A 22,006-nucleotide genomic window follows, 5' to 3' on the forward strand; every position below is an offset into this window, starting at 1 on the left:
GGCCCTTCCGGGCCCCCACACGTCACCTCAGTGCATCACCCGCTCGCGGTCCACCAGGAGCAGGGGCGCGTCGTCGTGCGTCTCGTACGCCACGATTCGCAGGCCCACGCCGCGGCTGCTGCCCTCGCGCCCGTCCTTGCGGCCAAACGCCAGCGCCACCTGGTAGCGGACCTCGCACAGGCACGTCATCTCCGTGCCGTCCTCGCCGGCGAAGGTGACCTTGAGCTTCTCTCCAAGCCCCACCTGGTCCCGGACTTCCACGAACATGCCGCGAGCGCTGATGTTGCGACCGACGCCCCTCATCATCCCGTCCTGGGTGGTGAGGTAGACGGTGAAGACCTTGTCGAAGCGCAGGTGAGTACGACGCTCTTGCGGACGCTCGAACACTGGGGGTGCCTCCCGGCAACAGGTGGTGACAGGCACACCCTACATGGTAGCCATATGTAGGCAATTTATTTACCTACATCCACCCCTGCCCACCTACGAGAAGGCATCCCCGGGATTTCGCGGGACATGGCACCATTCCCCTCCCCCCAAAGCCCTGGAGTTCTCCGTCTTGAGCCGCCTTCTGGTCGCCGTCGCCGCCCTCCTCCTGCCCACCCTGGCCCTGGCCGACGTGGACGCGCGCTTCGCCAAGCTGCGCGACGAGTCCGAGCCCCTGGGCGGCCTGGGGGCCTTCCTGGAGAAGTACATTGGCGCGTGTGAAGGGGCGCTGGTGGACCCGCAGTGCAAGTCCCAGGCGGAGGCGTTCCGCAAGAAGTACCAGGGCAAGCAGCTGTACATGATTGTGGTGGAGGACGACGCCAGCATGCTGTCGCCGGGCCCGTACTCTCCGGTGACGGGCGAGTACACCATCAACATCACCCCGTTCTTCCCCGGTGGCCGCTACGCGATGACTCACGGCGCCCCGAAGAAGTCGGACGGCAACGGCAACCCCGTGCTGCCCTACCTCACCGTCACCGGCACGCTGCCGGACGGGTGGAACGGACAGATCTTCTCCCGCATGTTCTCCATGCGAGGGGTGCGCGCCCAGGTCGTCTTCACGCCGCAGGGTGTGTGGTCGCTGCCGAAGAAGGGCGGCGGGAAGAACTACGGCGTGACGGCCCGCATCGAGGGGCTCATCGTCACCGAGGGCCGCACCGGCACGCAGCTCGGCCTGTGGCTCAACGGCAAGGACGCCAACGCGAGCCGCTAGGCCCGCGTCACGGACTGACTCCCTCTAGCGGGCGATGGCCACGTACTGGAGGGAGTCACCCCGCTTCACCCGGAGCAGGATGCTCGCCCCGGAGCTGCCCCTGGACAGCGCCGCGCGCACCCCGGCCGCGTCCTTCACCCGCTTGCGGTTGACCTCCGTCACCACGTCGCCCACGCGAAGGCCCGCCTCGTCCGCGGGGCTGCGCGGCGTCACCGCCGACACGAGCGCCCCCGCCCAGGCCTCCTGCCCCAGCGGCGCGGCCACGTCCGGCGTCAAATCCCGCAGCGCCAGCCCCAGGTCCTCGTCGCTGGACGTGCGTTGGACCAGCCCCTCCGTGGCCTCCTGGGCGGGGCGCTCCACCAGCCGCACGGTCACCTCCTCCTGCTTCGCCCCCGGGCGCAACAGCGTCAGCCGCGCCTCCGAACCCGGCGCCAGCAGCGCCACCTTGCGAAGCAGTTGGAGATAGGAGCCGATGGTCCGCCCGTTCACCGCGACCAACCTGTCGCCGGAGCGGATGCCCGCGGCGTGAGCGGGACTGCCCCGGAAGACGTCCTTCACCAGGGGCGCGCGCCGCTCGCCGCTCTCCCGGTCATCGTTGACGACCACGCCCAGCCAGCCGCGCTCCAGCTTCCCGTTCTCCCGCAGGTTGGGCAGCAAATCCTTCACCAGGTTGATGGGCACCGCGAAGCCAATGCCCTGCCCCTGGCTGATGATGGCCGTGTTCACCCCCACCACCTCGCCCTTCATGTTGAAGAGCGGCCCGCCGGAGTTGCCCGGGTTGATGAGCGCGTCCGTCTGGATGAAGTCGTCGAACTGGCCCACGCCCAGCACGCGCTCCTTGGCGGAAATCATGCCGTGCGCCACCGAGTGGTCCAGGCCAAAGGGGTTGCCGATGGCCACCACCCAGTCCCCCACCTCCAGCCGGTCCGAGTCTCCGAGGAACAGCGCCGGCAAATCCCCCATGTCGGAGCCGCTCAGCCGCAGAAGGGCCACGTCCGTGGACGCATCCCGGCCGACGACCTCCGCGGAGAACTCGCGGCCGTCCGACAGGCGCACGGCGATCTTGTTCGCCCCGGACACCACGTGGCTGTTGGTGACGACCAGCCCGTCCGCCGTCAGCACGAAGCCCGAGCCCGTGGCGCGCTTCATCCCCGCGAGCCCGCTCTCCCGGGGGCTCACCGTGGTGATGTTGACGACGCCCGCCTCCACCGCGCGAATCAGCGGCGCCAGCGACGTGGGTGGCACGAAGTTGGGAAGGCCCGGCTCACCGGCCGGGCGCTCGCGCCACAGCCCCATGGCGCCCGCGCGGCCCTCGCCATTGCCTTGATAGGTGAACCAGGCGGCGTGCTCACGCACACGCGCCTGGAGCCAGGGCCCCACCGGACCCTCCTCTTCGGCACCCGCCGTCAGAGGAGTCACCGCCAGGACGAGCAGAACGGACAGCAGTCGAGAAGACACGGAGTGGCAGCTTATACGGCGACGCATGGCGAGCGGCGGGAACAACCCACGCCGCCGCCGTCTTCCGCGTTTTTCGAGCAACCGCCCGTCACGCCTGGGCGGGGGCCACGTACTTGGCCACCTTCACCCGGGCGGGGCGGATGACCCTGTCCTTCAGCCGGTAGGCCGCTCGGAACTCCGCCACCACCTTCTGGTCCTCGTCCGGGGAGGTGGTGATTTCCATGTCCGTGGCTTCCGCCACGTTGGGGTCATACGGCTGCCCCACGACAGTGACGCGCTCGATGCCCATCCCCTGGGCCTTGGCCAGGAGCGAGTCGCGGATCATCCGCACCCCCTGGGCCAACGCGGAGGAGTCCTGCGCGCTCATCGAGAGGGCGCGGTCCAGTTCGTCGATGGCCTCCAGCAGCGACACGGCCACGTTGCCGCGCTCCACGTCCATCATCCGCTCACGCTCGCGGGTGAGACGCTGCTTGAACTCCTCGCGGTCCTTGTTCACCGCCTGGTAGGCGCGCGCCAGTTCGTCCACTCGACGGCGGGAGGCTTCCAGGTCCGCTCGCAGACGCTCCTTCTCCGCGTCGGCGGCCTCGGACACGACGTCATCGGCGGGGGCCCGAGCCTCGGCTTCCTCGGAGCGGGCAGCGGCCTCCCCGGCGTCTGGGCCCGGCGGACCTCCGCCGTTGGCGTGCTGGGCTTCCTGGGATGCGTCGGTGTGGGAATTGCCGGACATGTCGAACCTGAAGTCGAGGTGTGAAGGCGCTCGTGCGCGGGTAGGCTTTCCTGGCCGCAACCTAACCGCGCGCGAGGGCGTGTCAACGCGAGGGGGAGCTAGTGCTCCTGGGGCGCGGGCGTCTCGGCCATGAACCCATGGTCGATCTGCCCCGTCACCTCGTCGATGATCTCCACCTGAGCGGCCCGCAGCGAGTAGTAGAGGAGCCAGCGCTCCGCCGCCGTCAACGTCCCGGCTGGCAGTGCCTCCTCGATTTCCTGAACCGTGAGCCGCCCTTCCTTGAGCCCCTTCGCGAAGAGAGCCTTCCGGGCCAGATAGCTCTTGCCGATCCTGTTCTCCACGGCGTCGCCTCCTTTAGGTCTCAAGATAATTTCGCCCCCCGGACACCGCAGGAATGTGCGGTGGCGGGGGGCGTGGGCCAGGCCGGAGGGCAGGCGCCCGGACGTCCGTTACGAGTCCAGGGGCTTCTCCGCGTGCTGCGTGGGCGGAGCCTCCTCGTTGGTGTTCACCGGATGCGCGGAGATGACCTGGCGGGCCTCGGGGTGCAAGAGCCCTCGCTGGGCCAGCACCTTGGGGCCGAGGATGCCCGTCATCGTGTCCTCCTCCACCACCTCCACGGCGAGCAGCCGCGCGGCCAGGGCCTCCACCTTGTCCCGGTGATGGGTGAGCACCTCCCGGGCCCGGTCCAGGGCCTCGCTCACCAGCTTGCGGACCTCCTCGTCGATCATCCGCGCCGTCTGCTCGGAGTACGTGCGCGATTCGGGGATGCCCGCGGAGCGCAGGAAGTTGGGGCCATGGTCGGCGCTCAGGGCCACGGGGCCCAGGGTGCTCATGCCGTAGTCCCGCACCATCAGCCGGGCGACCTCCGTGGCCTGACGGATGTCATTGGAGGCGCCCGTGGAAATCTCTCCGATGAAGATCTCCTCCGAGGCGCGCCCGCCCATCATCCCCGCCATCTTGTCGCGCAGTTCGTCCAGCGACATGAGGTAGCGGTCCTCCAAAGGCAGCGACATCGTGTAGCCGAGCGCCGCGAGCCCGCGTGGAATGATGGAGACCTTCGTCACCCGCTCGGCATGCGGCAGCATCCAACCCACCACCGCGTGGCCCGCCTCGTGGTGCGCGACAATCTCCTTCTCGCGCTCGTTCATCCGGCGGTTCTTCTTCTCCAGGCCCGCGACGACGCGCTCAATCGCTTCCTCGAAGTCCGCTCGCATCACCGCGTCGCGGTTGCGTCGGGCCGCGAGCAGCGCCGCCTCATTCACCACGTTGGCCAAATCCGCGCCGGCGAAGCCTGGCGTGCGCGAGGCGATGGTCCTCAGGTCCACGTCCGGGCCCAGCTTCACGCCGCGGGCGTGGATCTCCAGCACCATCTCCCGGCCGCGCTTGTCCGGACGGTCCACCAGCACCTGCCGGTCGAACCGGCCCGGCCGCATCAGCGCGCTGTCCAGGATCTCCGGACGGTTGGTCGCCGCCAGGATGATGAGGCCCGCGCGGCTGTCGAACCCGTCCATCTCCGCGAGCAACTGGTTGAGCGTCTGCTCGCGTTCGTCATGACCACCCGCGACGCCCGAGTTGCGGCTCTTGCCGATGGCATCCAGCTCGTCGATGAAGATGATGCAGGGCGCCTTGGCGGTGGCCTGGGCGAACAAGTCCCGCACGCGGGCCGCGCCCACGCCCACGAACATCTCCACGAACTCCGAGCCGGAGAGGCTGAAGAAGGGCACGCCCGCTTCACCCGCGACCGCTCGCGCCAGCAGCGTCTTGCCCGTGCCCGGAGGTCCCACCAGCAACACGCCCTTGGGGATGCGCCCACCCAGGCGGCGGAACTTCTCCGGCGTCTTGAGGAACTCGACAATCTCCTTCAGCTCCTCCACCGCTTCGTCCACGCCGGCCACGTCCTTGAAGCCCACGCCGGTGTCCGCCTCGGCTTGCACCTTGGCGCGGGTCTTCCCGAAGCTCATGACGCTCTGCGGGCCCTGACCGATGCCTCCGGCCACCCGCCGCATCATGAAGCTCCAGAAGAGGAAGAACAGGCCCAGGGGCAGGAGCCAGATCCACAGCGCTTCGCCCAGCCCCGACTGAGGCACGGCCTCGAACTGGACACCCTTCTGCTCCAACAGGGGGACGAGCGTCTCGTCACCCTGGACCCGATACGCCATCCACGGCAGCGCGCTGGGCTCGCCTCGCAGCGGGCGCTCACCCTGCGCGGGCGGCGGTGGCTGCGCGGTGTCCTTGAGGAAGCCCTTCACCCACTCGTTGGAAATCTGGACCCGGCTGAAGTTGCCGGACTCCACCGCGTCGCGGAACTGGCTGTAGCTCACCCGCCGGACGCCCGCGTCCTGGAAGACGTTCCGGAAGAGTAGGAAGCCCAGGACGAGCAGCAGGATGTAGCCCAGCGGTGAGCCGAACTTGAACCCCTTGCCCGGCGACCCTGGCTTCTCGGACTTCTTTCCCCGCGGGCCCATACCCGGCGGGAGCTCCTGTGGCTTCATCGTCGGCACGCTCGCCCTCCCCCTCCCCGCGCATTCGGGCCCCGTGCCCGGATGGCGTCACACTCAGCCGGGCAAAGATGTTCACCGCCGGCTGACCGTCAACCCGCTGGCTCGGCTTCACGCCACGTACCGACTCAGGAGTCGCGAGATCAGCGACACCCCACCCGCCACAAGGGTTGACCTGTGAACTCCGTGCCCAGGAAATACCCCTGACCGTCCGGCAGATAGGCCACCGCCTCCGCCTGGGCCTGGCTCCCGGCCGGCACCTCGACGAGAGCGCCCTTCAACAGCGACTCGACATCCGTCGCCCCCGACTGTCGCAGCTCCCACACCCGCGAGTAGGTGCGCACCAACAGGCGCTGGCCGGAGGGATGCAACGACGCGGCCGTCGAGAGCCGATCCACGCCCCCGGGGACCTCCAGCGTGCCCAGCTTCGTCGCCTGGATGACGGTGCCGGGTGACAGGCCGTCCAACGCGAAGACGTCGCCCAGCGAGCGGCGCGTTTTGGTCAGGACGACCAGGCGCCCCGAGCGCGCGTCCATCACCAGCGCCTCCGCGTCATGCGAGCCGTCCGGATAGGTGAAGGGCAGCACCTCCACCGGCACGGTGGCGTCGCCGAGCGTCTCCGGCTCTGGCACCCGGAACAGTCGCACCTGCTCCCGCAGCTCGAAGTTGTCGCCGATGTCCGCCAGGAACACGCACGTGCGGGGCTCGCCTGGCGCGCACGGCCCCACCGCCACGTCCTCCACATCCCGAGGCTCGGCGCCGGTGAGCTTCAACCGGGCCCGCACCCGGCCCGCCTCGTCGATGGCGAACACCTCGAAGTCGTTGCCGGAGTCGTTGTGGGCCCAGAACACGCCAGGGTGGCGGACGCTGGCGGCCAGTCCGGACAGCTCTGGCAACTCGTCCGGAACCACGCCCGCCTGCTGGGGGACACCGTAGGCCACGCAACCGGGAACACCGACCGCGGGTGCCTGGGTGCCGGCGTCCTCCTGGACCGCCACCTCGGAAGGAACGGGCTTGGGACGCGAGCAGGCGACCCACCCCACGCTCAACAGCAGGGCCCAGGTCCAGCGGGGCGCCACGTCAGGTGTCCAGGTCCAGCAGCTTCGCCAGTGTCTTCGCGTCCGCGTCGGGGAAGCGGTAGTGCGACATCTCCTCCAACGTCACCCAGCGGTGGTCATGCACGCGCAGGTGGCGGATGTGGTGCTCCGACTCCGCCAACTGGCAGCGGAACACCCGGAAGTCGATGTCATAGGTGGGATACTCGTGGCGGGTGTGCATGACCTGGTCGAGCACCTCCACGGCCACGCCCATCTCCTCCTGGATTTCCCGCGCGAGGGCCGAGGAGTCGCTTTCGCCCTCCTCCACGCGGCCGCCGGGGAACTCCCACAGCAGGGGCAGCGATGCGGTGGGGGGACGCTGGGTGATGAGGTAGCGTCCCTCCTCGTTCTCGAGCATCGCGCCGACGACTCGGACGTGGCGACGGGCCATTCGCTTCTCCTGTCTCCTGGGCAGGCCAACGGGGAGGGGCGGCCTAACACAGGCCCCCGCCCGTCGCCAATGCCACTGGCCCCCCTCCGCCAGCGTGCGCATGGCCCAGGCAGGCGCCCACCCCCACCCCGGGGAGCCCCTGCGTTGGCGGTCGGCGCCAGGTCCCATCCCTCGGGGCCCCATCCAATGTTGGAGGCCATGCTTCGGACCTGGAGCATGTGGTGAATTGGGTGACGAGCGGGCCGGATGGCGTCATGCTCGCGTCCATGAAGACGAGTCGCGCGGAAAGGGCCGAGGTGCTCGGGGCGGCACTGAAGGCCGCCCGCCAGCAGGCGGGGCTCGGCATGGAAGAAGTCGCCGAGCGCCTGGAAATGCCCGTGGAGGTCCTCGCCAGGGTGGAGCGTGGAGTCATGGTACCGACCATCTCCACCCTGACCCGGTTGTGCGTCATCTTGAAGCTGGACCCGGACACCCTGCCGGACCTCCCCGAGATGAGCGACTGAGCCTCGCTCCGGGAGCGCGCCGGGAGGAGGCCTGATGGCCCCACCGACGTCCCCGGAAGCGGTGGCCGTCCCTCTGGGGGAGGCTTCCGTCCGCGCCGCCGAGAGGCGATGCTTCGAGGGGCCCGCACGCACCTCGGACTGAACTCCCCTCGCCGCCGCCATCGATGCGCTGTCCCACCTGCCATCGCCGTGTGGTGGATTGTTGTCCCCTCCACCCCTCCTCCGCGCTTGCGCCCCGAGCGCCTCCCGCCCCTGCGCCCGACGTGCCCGGCTACCAGTTGGGCGCCGCCCTGGGCCGGGGAGGCTTTGGCCGGGTCCACGCCGCGCGCCGCGACGCGGACGGCAGGCAGGTGGCCCTCAAGGTGCTGGAGCCGCTCGCATCCGAGCGACTGACTCGCGAGTTGGAGGCCCTGCGCCGCATCGGCCCGCCCGTCACACCGGAGCTGCTGGGGGAAACGCGCACCTCCGCTGGTGAGCACGTCGTCGCGATGGAGCTCATCGAAGGCGTCACCCTGGCCCGCCGCCTCGCGGAGCTTCCCGGCCAAGGCGCCCTGCCGTGGGACGAAGCGCGAGGGGTGATGGTGGCGCTGGCCCGGGCCCTCTCGGGCGTGCATGCCGCGTCGGTGGTGCACCGGGACCTGAAGCCCGAGAACGTGATGCTCGCCGGCGAACGGCTGGTGCTCGTCGACTTCGGACTCGCCCGCGTCGGCGCCACCCGGGATGAGGCGCCCGCGCCCAGCGTGACGAGGACGGGCCAGCGGCTGGGCACCCACGAATACATGTCGCCCGAGCAGTGTCACGACGCTCGCATCATCGACGCGCGCGCCGACCTCTACAGCCTGGGTGTCGTGTACTTCGAAATGCTGTGCGGCCGGCCGCCCTTCGTTGGAGAGACGGCCTCCGTGCTTCAAGCCCATGTCTCTCGCCGTCCCCCATCGCTCGCACGGCTTTCGCCGTCGCCCGTGCCGGACGCGGTGGAAGCGCTCGTGTCGCGCCTGTTGGCGAAGGCTCCCGAGGAGCGGTGGTCCACGGCCTCGGAGGTCGTCGAGGCACTCGAACGTCTTCCGAGGGGAGCACGGCCCTCCCCTTCCAGCGCGGTGCCTCCTCTCCATGCTGGAAGTCCCGAGGACAGCACGACGTCCGCGCCACGGTCCGTGGCAAGTCCGGGCCCACGGGACATCGCGTTGCTGGGCGTCAGGACGTCATTGGATGTTCCCTCTCTGCGCGCGCAGCTCTCCGGCGTCGGGGCGGAGCTGGCTCGCGTGGAGGTCGGGCTCGCGCTCTTCGCGTTTCCCCATGCCAGTGGCGTGGACGTGGGCTTGCGCACCGCGCACAAGGCCGCGGAGGCGCTCGCGAGTGTGCTGCCCGCCGGCTCGACGCGCGTGGTGCATCGGGCGTCCCTGCGCGTGCGGGAGCGTGGTGGGCGGTGGGTGCTGGGAGGCGCGGCGCTCGAACACGTGGAGCGGTGGTGGCCGCCGTCGGCCGCGCCATCCGACGCCCTGCTGCTGACTCCGGAGGCGAGGGAATGGCTCCGGGAGCCCGAGTCCGGACGCACGCCACCACCCGAGCTGCCCCCTCCGCGTGCCGTCACCCTGCGGGGTCGAGAAGGTGACCTGGGCTGGCTGCGAGAAGGCGTGGCGCGAGTCCGCGAGCACCGCGCGCCCCTGCTCTTGACGCTGCTGGGAGAAGAGGGACTCGGCAAGACGCGACTGCTGGCGGAGTTCCATCGGGAGCTGCTGGGCACCGGCGCGGTTTCCAGCGTGCTGGTGGAAGCGCACCGTGACGAGGCCAGCGCCACCGAGAGTGGCCTGGGCAACCTGCTCACCACCATCCTGGGACTTCCCCCCAACACGCCCTCCGAAGAGGCCGTGAAGCTCCTGCTCCAAGGCGCGGGCCTCACGTTGGAATTCGCCACCCTGCACCCGGCGGCGCGGCGGCAGCACATCGCCCGAGCCCTCGCGTCGCGACTGCGGCGGCTCTCCGAGGCACAACCCCTCGTGCTGCTCGTGGACGACGCGGAGACGTTGGACCCCACCGCGCTCGATGCGCTGGAGCTGGCCACACTCGCGGGAGTCCAGGCGCCACTGTGCATCGTCCTCGCGGGGCGCCATCGCCTGCTGGAGATGCGGCCCTACCTGGGCGAGCGCTCCGCCGACACCGCGAGCAGGGAGCTGGAGCCGCTGGAGGACGATGCGGCGCTGGAGGTGCTGCGCGAGCTGCTTCATCTGGTGGATGTGCCCGCGGAGGCGACGTTGCGGGAGCTGGCGGAGCGGTGTGGCGGCTCGCCGCTGCGGCTGGTGGAGCTGGTTCGAACGCTGAGGGCCGCGGGTGCCATCCGGGCACGCGTCGGGGGTGGCGGCTATCTGGCGGCGGAGGCCCTGGACGCGCGAGCCCTGGACAGTCCGAGTCCGGATGAACGGATGGCTGTGCGCGGTCTCGCGGCGCTTCCGTCGGGACTGCGCTCGCTGCTTCAAGTGGCGGCGGTGCTGGGCGACGACGTGCGCTGGGATGAACTGTCCGCCACGCTCGCGCGGCTGGAGCACGACGCGGCGCTGGACCTCTCGCTGGACCCGGGCGTGGGCCTGGAGCGGCTGGCGCGCATGGGGATGCTGGAGTCACGAGGGCCCCGGCGTTGGCGCTTCGAGCACACCACGCTGCGCGAGGCCTTCGCCGCGCAACTCCCGGGAGCGTTGCGGCGCCGCATCTGCGGTTCCGCGTTGAGCGCCCTTCCCGAAGCTCCCATGCCACGCAGGGCCCGCTGGGCGGAGGCCGCCGGGGAGACGCTCCTGGCGTTGGAGCTCCACCATGCGATGGCGGAGTCCAGTCGCCGAGGCTACCGGCTGCTGGAAGCCGAGCGTCACTACTCAGCCGCGCTGGCGCTGCTGCCTCGCGAGTACGACGTGCTCAGGCTGGAGCTGCTCTCGGGCCGAGGCCGCGTGCGCTATCGACTCCAGCGCATCGACGACGCGCTGGAAGACCTGCGCGAGGCGCGACGTGTGGCCGTCGCCCGTGGGTCCGTGGTGCGAGAGGCGGACCTGCTCTTGGAGGAAGCCACCGCGCTGGACTGGCGGGACGAGACGGAGGACGCCATCGCATTGCAGGAGCAGGCCTTGCGGTTGCTGGGCGAGCCCGTGCCCTCGGACCTGGCGGCACGTCACGCCCTGGCTCGCGCGCGGGTCTTCGTGAGGCGTGAGGACATCGCGGGAGCCATCACTCCGTTGGAGGAAGCGGTGGCCCTGGCCCGTTCCACGCGCGACGAGGAGACGGAGGCCATCGCGCTGGCGATGCTCGGCGCGATGCTGGGGTGGACCGGCCAGCTCGAGGACTCCGCGCGACGCTTCGACGAGGCCATCGCCCTGTGCGAGTCCACGGGCGACACGCTGCACCTGGGCGTCGCGCTCAACAATCGGATGGTGCTGCACGTCCAGCGGCGCGACGTGGCGGGCGCGCGAGGAGACCTGGAGCGCGCGGTGAGCCTGGGGCGCGAGCTGGGCAACGTGCAGATTGAGCGGACCTCCGCGTTCAACCTCGCGTTGCTCCTGGCGTACCAGGGGCGCGCGGCGGAAGCACTGCCACTGGCGCGACGCGCGGGCGTGCTCAGTCAGCGGTTCTTTCCGCGCTCCATGGCCCAGGATGCGCTGCTCGTGGCGCGCCTGTGCTGCGAGCTGAGTGACCTGGCGGAGGCGGCTCGACAGCTGACGTGGCTGGAGGAGTCGACTTCGCTCGCGAGCATGTCACCGGCGGACCAGCTCATGAGCTCCGTGGTGCGACGTGTAGTGGATGAGTCGTCGGGTGAACGGCCCTATACCCGCGCCTTCTGGGAGGAGCGGGTGGACTCCGCCAGGACGCGGATGACACCGGACGAACGGATGGAAGTCCTCATCTGGGCGGCACGCGCGGCGCGGGCGGCAGGCGATGATGAGGCACTGCGCGCGCGAGTCACGGAGGTCGAGGACATCGCGCACGAGGCGCCGCTCTGGACGGAGCGCGTCCGGGGACTCGTGACGGATGGGCTCGGCGGCCGGGAGAAGCCTGGCGCGTGACAAATGACGTCCAGAGACACGCGGAATGGGCCCACGCTCGCAGCGGTGGCACGGGCCACTGGCCGGATGGCTCTCGGCCGGTCGCTCGTGACAAGCAGGGACAGGAGGCGGGAGCAGCCCGGCCCGTGCTAGCAGGAATCGGGGAGCGTGGATGGCCGAGATGAACGAGCGAGACGGCGCGGGGAGCCACGCGCAGGTCTCCCTGTATGGTGACGAGTTGGAGCCGGGAGCCCTCGTCGGTCCGTGGGTGGTGGAGTCCCGGGCCCACTCGGGTGTCACCGCGTCGCTCTATCGCGCCACCCATGTGGACACTCGCGCTCCCGCCGCCGTGAAGGTCGTGCGGGCCCATTTCAACCACGTGAGCGAAGTCCTCAAGCGCTTCAAGCAAGAAGCCGACACGCTCCAGACACTTCAGCATCCACACATCGTGCGCGTGCTCGAATACGGGGAACTGCGCGACGGACGCCCCTGGCTCGCCATGGAGTGGCTGGAAGGCGAGAGCCTGGACCGATGGCTCGCGCTCCGTGGACCCTTCTCGCTCGCGGAAGCCCACACGGTGATGGAGGAACTGGGGAGCGCGCTGGCACATGCCCACGGGCAGGACGTGCTGCACCGCGACCTGAAGGCCCAGAACGTCATGCTCCTGCCGCGCGCGGAGGGCTTCACCGTGAAGCTCGTCGACTTCGGCATCGCCAAGGTGGCACCCGCCGAAGGCAGCGCGGGCCTGACGAGCGCGGGCGCGGTGCTGGGAACCCCGGTGGCCATGGCTCCGGAGCAGATCCTCGGCCAGCCCGTGGACGTGCGCGCGGACCTGTATGCGCTCGGTGTGCTGCTCTATCAACTGCTCACGGGGAAGCTCCCCTTCACCGGAGAGAGCGCGGTCGAAATCGAGGAGCAGCACCTGCACGCGCCTCCACCTCGGCTGAGTGAGAGCGTGCGGGTTCCTCCGGCCCTGGAGGCTCTGGTCCGGCGCTGTCTCGCGAAGCGCCCCGACGAGCGTTGGCCGGATGTCACGACGTTCCTCTCGGCGCTGCGCGCGGCGCTCGCCCCCGTGGACGAAGCGACCTGGGCCGCCGGGCTCTACCTGGACCTTCGTTTCCCGGCGTCACACGAAGACCCCACGGACGATGCGCTGGACGCGAGGGACACGGCCTTGGAATCGAGCCGCGAGCTGCTGGAGTCCGCGGGTTGGACGCTGGCCGTGGAAGGAGGCAATGCCCTCCTCGCCTGGCGCGAGCTTCCCGCGGAGGCACCGGCGCGGACCGTCGAGCGCACCGCGTGTCGGAGGCTGGCACAGCAGATCCTCACGCGAGCGATGGCCCTCGCTGGCGACGCGCTCGAGACACGGCTCTATCTCCACGCCGCGCCTGGCGAGCTTTCAACGAACTCGCAGGGCGGGCGACTCGTGAGCGGCCCCCTGTCCCGGTTGGAGGGGTGGGCCACCGGGGGCGCACCCGGCGAGGTGACGGAGCGAGACGCCGACTGATTCGGCTCAGGTCCGCAGGCCGCGTCGACGAAGCAGGCGGTACAGGTACACGCGGTCCATGTCCGCGGCGGTGGCGGCCTGCGACACCTTGCCGCCGTGGAGCTGCATCAGCGCATCCAGGTACTCACGCTCGAAGATTTCGAGCGCCCGGCGACGGGCCTCCGCATAGGGCTGCTTGGGGTCCACCATGCTTCCGAGGACACCCTGCGCACCAATCTGCTCCGTCGTCGGAGGCATGGCGTCCTGGAACACGAGGCAACGCTCCAGGTGGTTTCGCAGCTCGCGCACGTTGCCGGGCCATGCGGCGTGCTGGAGCTGGTCGATGAACTCGGGCGTGCTCAGGGCCGCGACATGCTCGGGCTCCGCGCCGAACGCGGCCAGGATGCGCTCGGCGATGAGGGGGATGTCCTCGGGACGTTCCCGCAGCGAAGGGATGAGGATGCGCACCACCGCGAGCCGGAAGAACAGGTCCGGACGAAAGCGACCCGCGTTCACCTCCGCGCGCAAGTCTCGATGGGTCGCCGCGATGACCCGCACGTTGACGGGCTGATACGTGTTCGAGCCCAGCCGACGAATCTCGCGCTGCTCCAGCACGCGCAGCAGCTTCGGCTGAAGCTCGGGCGGCAGCTCGCCCACTTCGTCGAGGAAGATGGTGCCGCCATCGGCCTCCTCGAAGGCGCCGATGCGCCGCTGGAGCGCGCCCGTGAAGGAGCCCTTCTCGTGGCCAAACAGCTCGCTCTCCAGCAGGTTGCCAGGGATGGCGCCGCAGTCGACGGTGAGGAACGGGCCGGACGCACGGGCTCCCGCGCGATGGATGGCCAGGGCCGCGCGGCTCTTCCCCGTCCCTGTCTCTCCTTCGAGCAGCACCGTCGCATCACTGGCGGAGGCGCGCTCCATGAGCGCGAAGCTCGCGCGGGAGACGACGGAGGTGCCCACCAGTTCGCCGAAGAAGCTGCGCTCGGAAATCTGGAGGCGATTGCTCTCCGGGCTGAAGTCGAAGCGCACGCTGACGCGGCCCAGGCGAAGTACGCTGCCACCGCGCAGGTACGCCTCGCGCACGTGGACGCCGTCGAGCACCGTGCCGTTGAGACTGTCCAGGTCCCTCACGCGCGCGCCATCGCGGTCGACCCGCACCTCGCAGTGGAAGCGCGAGACGGTGGGCTCCTCGATGACGAAGTCATTGAGGGCGTGCGAGCCGATGGAGAAGGTGTCGGCGTTGGAGTCCTTGGACTGCCCGGGCTGCGGGCCCTCCAGGACGGTGAAGCGGAAGCGACGGACGGCACCGGTGAAACCAGGGCGACCGGAGCCGGTGGGCCGAGTCTGCTGGGCGTCCTCGCCCTTCGAGGGGGTGCGGTCCGCCCCGGGGGGCCGCTCGGAGATGCTCATGGGCGCCCCACGCTAGCACGGTAGGATGCGCCCATGGCCTCCCTCCATTTTCTCGGCGCCGCCGGAACCGTGACGGGCTCGAAGTTCCTCCTCGAGCATGATGGCAAGCAGGTCCTCGTCGACTGCGGGCTCTTCCAAGGCCAGAAGGAACTGCGTCAACGCAACTGGGAGCCACTGCCCCTGCCCGCGCGGGAGATCGACGCCATTGTCCTCACGCATGCCCACATCGACCACACCGGTGGGATCCCCCGGGTGGTTCGAGAGGGCTACGACGGCCCCATCTACACCACGCCGGGCACGCGCGATTTGACGGCCCTGTTGCTGCCGGACTCCGCGCACCTGCACGAGGAGGAGGCCCGCTATGCGAACAAGGAGGGCTACTCCAAGCACCGCCCCGCCCTGCCCCTCTACACGGTGCCCGACGCCGAGCGCGCGGTGGAGATGATGGAGACCTTCGGCTACGAGCGGCCGAAGGAAATCCTCCCCGGTATCACCCTCACCTTCTACCGGGCGGGCCACATCCTGGGCTCGGCGGTGTGCGTGTTCGATTTGAAGAGCACGCGTCAGCGCGTGGTCTTCAGTGGGGACCTGGGGCGCTACAACGCGCCCATTCTCAGAGACCCGCAGAGCGTGGACTCGGCCACGACGCTGGTGGTCGAGAGCACCTATGGAGACAGGCAACACCGCGACACGAAGCCCGTGGATGCGCTGTGCGAAGCGGTGACGGGCGCCTTTGAGCGGGGTGGAGTGGTGGTGATTCCCGCGTTCGCGGTGGGACGCACGCAGGAGATACTCTTCCACCTGCGCAATCTGGAAGAGGCGAAGCGCATTCCAGAAGTGGATGTGTTCGTCGACTCGCCCATGGCGTGTGACGCGACGCCGCTGTACCTGATGCATCCCGAGGAACATGACCTGGTGATGAAGTCGATAGTGGAGCGCGGGGCGTCTCCGCTGGCGACTCGGAGGACTCGGTTCGTCACGTCCGCGAAGGAGAGCAAGCAACTGAACCAGCACCAGGGGCCCGCGGTCATCATCTCCGCGTCCGGCATGGCCACGGGTGGACGGGTGCTGCACCACCTGAAGCACCGGCTGCCGGACCCGCGCAACACGGTGCTCTTCGTGGGCTATCAGTCCGTGGGTTCGCGAGGTCGGCGGCTGCTCGATGGCGAGAAGGAGACCCTCATCCACGGGCAGCGTGTGCCGGTGGCCGCGGAGATCCACACGGTGAGCGGCTTCTCGGCGCATGCCGACTGGACGGAGACGATGCGCTGGATGGAGGGCTTCGATTCTCCGCCGCGCCAGACGCTGCTGGTCCACGGTGAGCCGGAGGCACTGGAGGCACTCCGGCGGCGTGTGCAGGCCAAGAGCTGGAACGCCTACGTGCCTGGGTACATGGAGAAGGTGGAGCTGGAGTTGGCGGTCTGAGCCGTCGGCTAGGACTTCTCGGTGCGGGCGCCTGTCCGCACCGACCAGCGGACGATGAAGGCCGGTCCGTCCTTGGCGTGACCGGATACGTGCGCCAGCAAAGCGGGCCGAGCGTCACCGGTCCAGAGGCTCACGAAGTCGCCCATCCACCAGTGGGCCAGGGAGCGCGCGGCGCGAGCCACCGTCTCCCGTGACACTTCGGACAGCGAGCGCTGGTCTTCCATCAGCTCGCGCACGAGACGAGCGGGCAGCAGCCAGCACTCGGCGCGAGGGATGGGCGGAACGAGGAAGAGACAAAAGGCGGCGTCGGTCCGCGAGAGCATTCCATCGAGTTGCTCACGTCCGAGCTTGAAGTGAGGCAGCCACTGCCCTTCACCACGTTGCTCCAGCTTCACCACCTGCACGAGCACCGCGCGTTCGGTGCGCACGAAGCCGTCGACGTCCGCATCGAGGACGAAGGCGACCTCGGGTCCGGAGGTGGGCCGAGAGGTGGCGCCCTTCGCGGCTCGCTTCCTCTTCGGCGCTCGTGGACGAGAGGGAGCCTCCGTCGGCGTTGCCTCCTCGACCCACCGTGACTCGGCGGCGGAGGTCGTCACCGGAGCGAGCAACGGGGGCAGTGGTTCCGTGCCGTCGGGTGGATTCTCGGCGGGTGCGGAGGACTCCGGAGGAACGTCGTGTCCGGGCGAGACGAGTCCCTGTGCATCGTCGGTTCCTGAGACCTCCGTAAGTTCGCCGGAGTGCTCGCCAGGAGTCACCGCCTCGGAAGCAGTGGCCTCTGCGGGCTGTTCTCCCCACTGCGCTGCGTCCATTCCATCGACTTCGTGCTCACCGTGCGGCCTCTCGTCGGACACGAGCGCTGCGTTCTGGCCTGCGACAGAACGAGCCCCCAGAGCCCCTTCGTCCGAAGCAGCCACATCGTCACGCGTATCCGCCGAAGGCGCTTCAGCCAAGACACTCAACGCACGCCCAGCTGAAGTGGCTTCGTCGGAAGCAACCCCGTCGCCCTGCGTGTCCGCCAAAGGAGATTCGACCTCAGCCGTCGGCGTGAGCTCGATTGGCCCGGCTTCGTCAGAACCACCAACGTCAGCCAGCGTCTCTGACAGCGGTACTTCGGCCTGGAGAACCAAGGCGCTCACATCACCCGGTCTGCCATCAGCCTCAGAAACATCCGCGGGCGCATCGGTCAGAAGTTCGGCGCGGTCATTGCTCTCCGGGCTCGCGCCCAGCGTCTCTTCGTCGGGAACAACAACATCCGGAGGCGCATCTAGCGCGCTCGAATCCTCCGGCCCTTCGCCGGCGAGAGCGCCATCCGCGAACGGTCGCACGGTCTCTGTCCCTGCCAGGTCCCCGCGATGAGCGTCCTCGTCGCTCGCGACATCGACCGCCACCTCTGTGACGGTTCCCTCAACCTCGGCAGTGGGGGCCTGCGCGTCCGCACTCGTCAGCGCGCTGGCCTCACCGCCAACCTGTCCCTCCGTCGAAGGAAGCGGTTCCTCGGGCATGATGTCCGCCACGCGGCGAACCGTCAGCTCGAAGTCCAGCGGCGGCGGCTGCCCTTGCGCCAGCAAGGTCAACAGGTCCGCCTTCACACGGCCCATCTCCCCACTCAGGCCCTCCAGCAGCGAGGCAACCAGTTCCTCCGTGTCCTCACGGAACCGCTCCGGGTAACGCGTGGCAAAGTCCGTCTCCACCCGAGTCACCGCGCCCAGCAGCAACTCCTCCAGGTCGCGATCTCTCAGCCACGTCCGCCCAGCCAGCGGCACCGCGCGAGTCACATGCAAGTGCCGCAGTGCCTCCGTCAGCGAAGCCGGAGCGACCGCGCCCGTGGGCTTCACGCCGGGCCCTTCCTTGCCCGTGCCCTGAAGCCACCGCTGCAACGTGCGCACCCGCAACCGCACTCGCGACGACGGGTGGTCCTTCAGCTTTCGCACCTGCCGTCGGTCCGTCTCCGTGCGCAGGAGCGACAACACCGTCAGCTCCGCCTCGGACGACGCCGCATCCGGCGCGCACCACAGGAAGAACTCGATGGCCGCCTTGCGCAGCATGGGCTTGCGCCCCACCCGCTCCGCCACGTCCTCGCGCCACGCCGCCAGTTCGTCCATCCCCGGTCGCGCGTCCACCGCCACCAGGCGAGGCCACAGGTCCGCGCACTCCTCCGCCAACCAACACAACTGCACGAAGCCAGGAGCCAGCGGTTCCAGCTTCGCCCGCGTCCGCTTGCGCCGCTCGAACGCATCCGTCAGGCCCTTGCGGACCGACGCACGGAACAGCCGTTCCTCCAACCACACCAGGGCCAGCACGAGCCCGGGCTCACCCTTGCGCAGCGTGGCCTGACAGTGGTCCAGCACGAACCGCACGGGCTCCAGGCTCGCGGCCACCTCGAAGTCGCTCCCCACCAGCGCGCCCATCGCCCCGCGCAGCCCATCCACCGGCGGCGCATCGAAGCGCGCGAGCAGCTCGCACAGGTTCTCCACCACGGACGTCGGGCCGCCGACTTCCAAGGTCCGCGCCAGCAACAAGCCCGCGCGAGCACACCACTCCGGCTCCTTGCGGCCATTCGGATAACACGCCAGGAAGCCGCGCATCGCACCGCGGCCGTCAGGCGAAGTCGCCAGGGCGAACAGCCGCTCCGCCAGGACCTCCGACGCCTCCTGCCAGGGAATGCGAGAGGCCCGAGTCCGGATGAAGTCCGCGAGCCTGTCCCGTCCCGCCTCGGCGGTCGCCGGCAGGAGCGCGCGAAGCTGCTCCAACATCCCGATGGCCTTCGCTCCCGTGGCCATCACCCGCTTGAGGTCCACCTCCACGCTGTCCTGGAACCGCAACGCCCGCCCATCGAACGAGCACGAGACGTCCCCCACGAGGGTCGCCAACGAGTCCGGGTGCCGCTTGAGGTAGCGCGTCAGCACCGTCGACACGGAGGCTTCGGTCTCCCGTCGCACCCGCCCGGTGACCTCCGCGTCTCCCGCCGCTCCAAGCACCTCCAGCATCTGTGCCTGTCGCGACAGCAGGCGCTCCAGCAATCCCGGCGGCGGCGCCGCATACGGCCACAGCAGTTCGCTGCACGAGCCCACCAGGAACAACAACTCCGCGAGCCCCCGCGCGCCCGCGGCCACGCGCTCCCACGCGGCGAGCTGCGCCTGGTTGCGCTCGTCCAGCGAAGCTCCACGCACCCACTGCGCGAAGGACTCCGTCCATTGCGCGGACGCCGACACCGCCTCGGCATCAGGCGTGCGCGAGACTCCCTCATAAAGCGGCCGGAGCGACTCCGGCCACGCGGCCTCACCGGACGGCTGCATGCGCGCTCACGGACCTCATGAAGTCGAACCCTCGACCAGGGCCGGCGCGTCCACGGACGGCGCCACGGTGATGACCACGGACTTCGAAGCAGGCGTGCGACTCTTCTCAGCGAAGCTGTCCACCGGCACCAACACGTTCGTCTCGGGGAAGTACGTCGCCGCGCACCGACGCGGGATGTTGTACGGCACCACCACGAACCTCCGGGCCACGCGAGTCTCTCCCTGGAAGTGGCTCGTCAAGTCCACCACCTGTCCCTCGGAGAGGCTTCGCTCCTGGATATCCTTCGGGTTCATCAGCACCACGCGCCGACCTCCCCGAATGCCACGGTACCGGTCATCCAATCCATACACCGTGGTGTTGAACTGGTCATGCGTCCGCAGCGTCATCATCAGCAACTGCCCGGGCTCCAGCTCCTCGCGAGGCATGGAGTGCACCGTGAAGTGCGCCTTGCCGCTCGCGGTGGTGAAGCGCCCCTCGCGAGGCCCATTCGGCAGGAAGAACCCTCCGGGCTCGCGCACGCGACGATTGAAGTCACCGAAGCCTGGGATGACTCGAGCGATCATGTCCCGGACGCGGTCATAGTCCTCCACCATCGACCGCCACGGCACCTTCGAGCGCGAGCCCAGCACCGCCTCGGCCAGCCGCGCGACGATGTCCGGCTCACTGAGCAGGTGCTCTGACGCCGGAGCCACCGCGCCGCGCGTGGCATGCACCACGCCCATCGAGTTCTCCACCGTGACGAACTGCGCCCCACCCGCCTGCACGTCCCACTCGGTACGCCCCAGGCACGGGAGGATGAGCGCCCTGCGCCCATGCACCAGATGCGCGCGGTTGAGCTTGGTGGAGACATGCACGGTGAGCCGGGTGCGCCGCAAGGCCCGCGCCGTGAGCTCCGTGTCCGGCGTGGCCGACAGGAAGTTGCCGCCCATCGCGAAGAACACCCGGACCCGGCCCTCGTGCATGCCGTGGATGGTGTCCACCACGTCCAGGCCATGGTGGCGCGGAGGCTCGAAGTCGAGTTCCCGGGCCAGCGCGTCCAGGAACTCGGCCTTCGGCCGCTCCCAGATGCCCATGGTGCGGTCCCCCTGCACGTTGCTGTGGCCGCGCACCGGGCAGACACCCGCGCCGGGCTTGCCAATGCTGCCCCGCAGCAACGTGAGGTTGACGATCTCCTGGATGTTGGCGACCGCGTTGCGGTGCTGGGTGAGCCCCATGGCCCAGCAGAAGATGATGCGCTCGGAGCGGGCGAGCAGCTCCGCCGCCTCGAGAATCCGCGCGCGCGGAACACCGCTGCGCTCCACCACGTCGTCCCAGCTCACTTCAGCGAGGTGGGCCGCGTACGCCTCGAACCCGAGCGTCTTGTCCTCGATGAACGAGCGCGCCACCACGGTGCCGGGCTTCAGCGCCTCCAAATCCAACAGCGCCTTGCCCAGTCCCTGAAGCAGCGCCACATCCCCGTTGATGCGGACCTGGAGGAACTGGGTGTTGAGCGCCGTACCCGGACCGAGGAGCTGGAACACCTCCTGCGGGTGCTTGAAGCGATTGAGCCCCGTCTCCGGCAGCGGGTTGATGCTGACGATTTCACAGCCCCGGCGCGCGGCGGCCTGGAGCGTGGTGAGCATGCGCGGGTGGTTGGTGCCCGGGTTCTGCCCGATGACGAAGATGGCCTGCGCCTGGTCGAAGTCCTCCAGCGTGACGGTGCCCTTGCCAATGCCGAGCGTCTCGCTGAGCGCCGTGCCACTGGACTCGTGACACATGTTCGAGCAGTCCGGCAGGTTGTTCGTGCCGAACTGCCTCACGAACAACTGGTACAGGAACGCGGCCTCGTTGCTGGTGCGTCCCGACGTGTAGAAACACGCGGCGTCCGGCGTCTCCAGCGCGTGGAGTTCCTCGGCGACGAGCGCGAAGGCGTCCTCCCACGAGATGGGCGTGTAGTGCGTGGCCCCCTCGCGCAGCACCATCGGGTGCGTGAGTCGTCCCTGCTTGCCCAGCCAGAAATCGGATTGGGCACACAGCTCCGCCACGCTCCACTGACGGAAGAAGTCGGGCGTCACGCGCTCCGTCGTGCCCTCTTCCGCCACCGCCTTGGCGCCGTTCTCACAGAACTCCGCCACGGAGCGATGTCCCGGGTCCGGCCACGCGCATCCCGGACAGTCGAAGCCGTCCTTCTGATTGACCTTGAGCAGCAGGCGCGTGCCACGCACGACCCCCATCTCGCCCCACGCATGCTTCATCGTGGAGATGACGGCGGGAATACCGCCCGCGACCCCGGACAAGGGGCCCACCAGGGGAGCCCGCGGCTCCTCGGGCGGCTGAACGGGAGGAAGCAGCGGCGTCAGCGCCGAGGCGGGTGCGCCCTGCGTCTCCTCGTCGTCCCGCTGTGCTTCGGCCATGCCCCGCCCTCCAGATGCCATGCGGACGATTGCCCGACCGTGGCGCGCGCGAGTCTACCCCTCCCGGGCCTCGCGGGTATGTCTGCTCGAAGCGTCCCCTCTCGTTG

At 69.5% G+C, this 22,006-nt stretch carries 15 protein-coding genes; 5 read left to right on the forward strand and 10 right to left on the reverse strand.

All coding sequences use genetic code 11. From position 1 onward, the window contains the following. Positions 1 to 27 precede the first annotated feature (27 nt). The gene (locus HUA74_RS26575; protein WP_141643206.1) at positions 28 to 387 is read right to left on the reverse strand and encodes a PilZ domain-containing protein; all 360 of its coding nucleotides are present in this window, start codon (positions 385 to 387) and stop codon (positions 28 to 30) included. 169 nt (positions 388 to 556) lie between these two features. On the opposite strand from HUA74_RS26575, the gene HUA74_RS26580 reads away from it, so the two are divergent. Continuing rightward, on the forward strand, positions 557 to 1,195 hold the full coding sequence (locus HUA74_RS26580) for a DUF6066 family protein (RefSeq protein WP_141643205.1): 639 nt from the start codon (positions 557 to 559) through the stop codon (positions 1,193 to 1,195). Positions 1,196 to 1,219: 24 nt separating this feature from the next. On the opposite strand, the gene HUA74_RS26585 is transcribed toward HUA74_RS26580, so the two are convergent. From HUA74_RS26585 to HUA74_RS26610, 6 genes are all read right to left on the reverse strand, one after another. Next, on the reverse strand, positions 1,220 to 2,680 hold the full coding sequence (locus tag HUA74_RS26585; protein WP_174456786.1) for a trypsin-like peptidase domain-containing protein: 1,461 nt from the start codon (positions 2,678 to 2,680) through the stop codon (positions 1,220 to 1,222). A gap of 61 nt (positions 2,681 to 2,741) precedes the next feature. After that, positions 2,742 to 3,380: a nucleotide exchange factor GrpE gene (locus HUA74_RS26590; protein ID WP_141643203.1), complete on the reverse strand. Its 639-nt coding sequence runs from the start codon at positions 3,378 to 3,380 to the stop codon at positions 2,742 to 2,744. A gap of 98 nt (positions 3,381 to 3,478) precedes the next feature. Next, positions 3,479 to 3,721 carry an RNA polymerase sigma factor region1.1 domain-containing protein gene (locus HUA74_RS26595; RefSeq protein WP_174456787.1) on the reverse strand — a complete coding sequence of 81 codons (243 nt, stop codon included), beginning with the start codon at positions 3,719 to 3,721 and terminating at the stop codon, positions 3,479 to 3,481. 108 nt (positions 3,722 to 3,829) lie between these two features. Next, positions 3,830 to 5,845 (reverse strand): ATP-dependent zinc metalloprotease FtsH, encoded by a 2,016-nt coding sequence (ftsH, locus tag HUA74_RS26600; protein WP_174456788.1) that lies wholly within the window; start codon positions 5,843 to 5,845, stop codon positions 3,830 to 3,832. Between the two features lie 176 nt (positions 5,846 to 6,021). Continuing rightward, on the reverse strand, positions 6,022 to 6,957 hold the full coding sequence (locus HUA74_RS26605) for a hypothetical protein (protein WP_174456789.1): 936 nt from the start codon (positions 6,955 to 6,957) through the stop codon (positions 6,022 to 6,024). Position 6,958: 1 nt separating this feature from the next. After that, a complete protein-coding gene (locus HUA74_RS26610) occupies positions 6,959 to 7,366 on the reverse strand; it encodes a (deoxy)nucleoside triphosphate pyrophosphohydrolase (RefSeq protein ID WP_141643200.1) in 408 nt (135 codons plus the stop codon). Positions 7,367 to 7,587: 221 nt separating this feature from the next. Here HUA74_RS26610 and HUA74_RS26615 point away from each other — a divergent pair, with 221 nt between their 5' ends. The 3 genes from HUA74_RS26615 (at position 7,588) to HUA74_RS26625 (ending at position 13,398) form a co-directional block, all read left to right on the forward strand. Further along, the gene (locus HUA74_RS26615; protein WP_246137916.1) at positions 7,588 to 7,869 is read left to right on the forward strand and encodes a helix-turn-helix transcriptional regulator; all 282 of its coding nucleotides are present in this window, start codon (positions 7,588 to 7,590) and stop codon (positions 7,867 to 7,869) included. Positions 7,870 to 8,132: 263 nt separating this feature from the next. Then, entirely contained in the window at positions 8,133 to 11,912 is a 3,780-nt protein-coding gene (locus tag HUA74_RS26620) for a protein kinase (protein WP_371817311.1), read from the forward strand. 151 nt (positions 11,913 to 12,063) lie between these two features. Next, positions 12,064 to 13,398, forward strand: a complete 1,335-nt coding sequence (locus tag HUA74_RS26625) for a serine/threonine-protein kinase (RefSeq protein WP_254625259.1) — start codon at positions 12,064 to 12,066, stop codon at positions 13,396 to 13,398. Positions 13,399 to 13,404: 6 nt separating this feature from the next. On the opposite strand, the gene HUA74_RS26630 is transcribed toward HUA74_RS26625, so the two are convergent. Next, on the reverse strand, positions 13,405 to 14,784 hold the full coding sequence (locus HUA74_RS26630) for a sigma 54-interacting transcriptional regulator (protein ID WP_174456791.1): 1,380 nt from the start codon (positions 14,782 to 14,784) through the stop codon (positions 13,405 to 13,407). Positions 14,785 to 14,817: 33 nt separating this feature from the next. Here HUA74_RS26630 and HUA74_RS26635 point away from each other — a divergent pair, with 33 nt between their 5' ends. Continuing rightward, positions 14,818 to 16,209 (forward strand): MBL fold metallo-hydrolase RNA specificity domain-containing protein, encoded by a 1,392-nt coding sequence (locus HUA74_RS26635; protein WP_174456792.1) that lies wholly within the window; start codon positions 14,818 to 14,820, stop codon positions 16,207 to 16,209. Positions 16,210 to 16,217: 8 nt separating this feature from the next. Here the strand turns inward: HUA74_RS26635 and HUA74_RS45890 are convergent, their stop codons facing one another. Further along, entirely contained in the window at positions 16,218 to 19,505 is a 3,288-nt protein-coding gene (locus HUA74_RS45890) for a hypothetical protein (protein WP_254625260.1), read from the reverse strand. A 15-nt stretch (positions 19,506 to 19,520) separates the two neighbouring features. Then, positions 19,521 to 21,899, reverse strand: a complete 2,379-nt coding sequence (locus tag HUA74_RS26645; protein ID WP_174456793.1) for an FdhF/YdeP family oxidoreductase — start codon at positions 21,897 to 21,899, stop codon at positions 19,521 to 19,523. Between the last annotated feature and the right edge of the window lie 107 nt (positions 21,900 to 22,006).

The sequence above is a fragment of the Myxococcus sp. CA051A genome (genome assembly GCF_013336705.1).
In the GTDB taxonomy this organism is placed as follows: Bacteria; Myxococcota; Myxococcia; order Myxococcales; family Myxococcaceae; genus Myxococcus; species Myxococcus llanfairpwllgwyngyllgogerychwyrndrobwllllantysiliogogogochensis.

Coding starts and splice junctions, on each gene's coding strand:
- HUA74_RS26585 (WP_174456786.1), bottom strand. CDS start 2,680: ATGCGTCGCCGTATAAGCTGCCACTCCGTGTCTTCTCGACTGCTGTCC.
- HUA74_RS26590 (WP_141643203.1), bottom strand. CDS start 3,380: ATGTCCGGCAATTCCCACACCGACGCATCCCAGGAAGCCCAGCACGCC.
- ftsH (WP_174456788.1), bottom strand. CDS start 5,845: ATGGGCCCGCGGGGAAAGAAGTCCGAGAAGCCAGGGTCGCCGGGCAAG.
- HUA74_RS26610 (WP_141643200.1), bottom strand. CDS start 7,366: ATGGCCCGTCGCCACGTCCGAGTCGTCGGCGCGATGCTCGAGAACGAG.
- HUA74_RS26625 (WP_254625259.1), top strand. CDS start 12,064: ATGGCCGAGATGAACGAGCGAGACGGCGCGGGGAGCCACGCGCAGGTC.
- HUA74_RS26630 (WP_174456791.1), bottom strand. CDS start 14,784: ATGAGCATCTCCGAGCGGCCCCCCGGGGCGGACCGCACCCCCTCGAAG.
- HUA74_RS26635 (WP_174456792.1), top strand. CDS start 14,818: ATGGCCTCCCTCCATTTTCTCGGCGCCGCCGGAACCGTGACGGGCTCG.
- HUA74_RS45890 (WP_254625260.1), bottom strand. CDS start 19,505: ATGCAGCCGTCCGGTGAGGCCGCGTGGCCGGAGTCGCTCCGGCCGCTT.
- HUA74_RS26645 (WP_174456793.1), bottom strand. CDS start 21,899: ATGGCCGAAGCACAGCGGGACGACGAGGAGACGCAGGGCGCACCCGCC.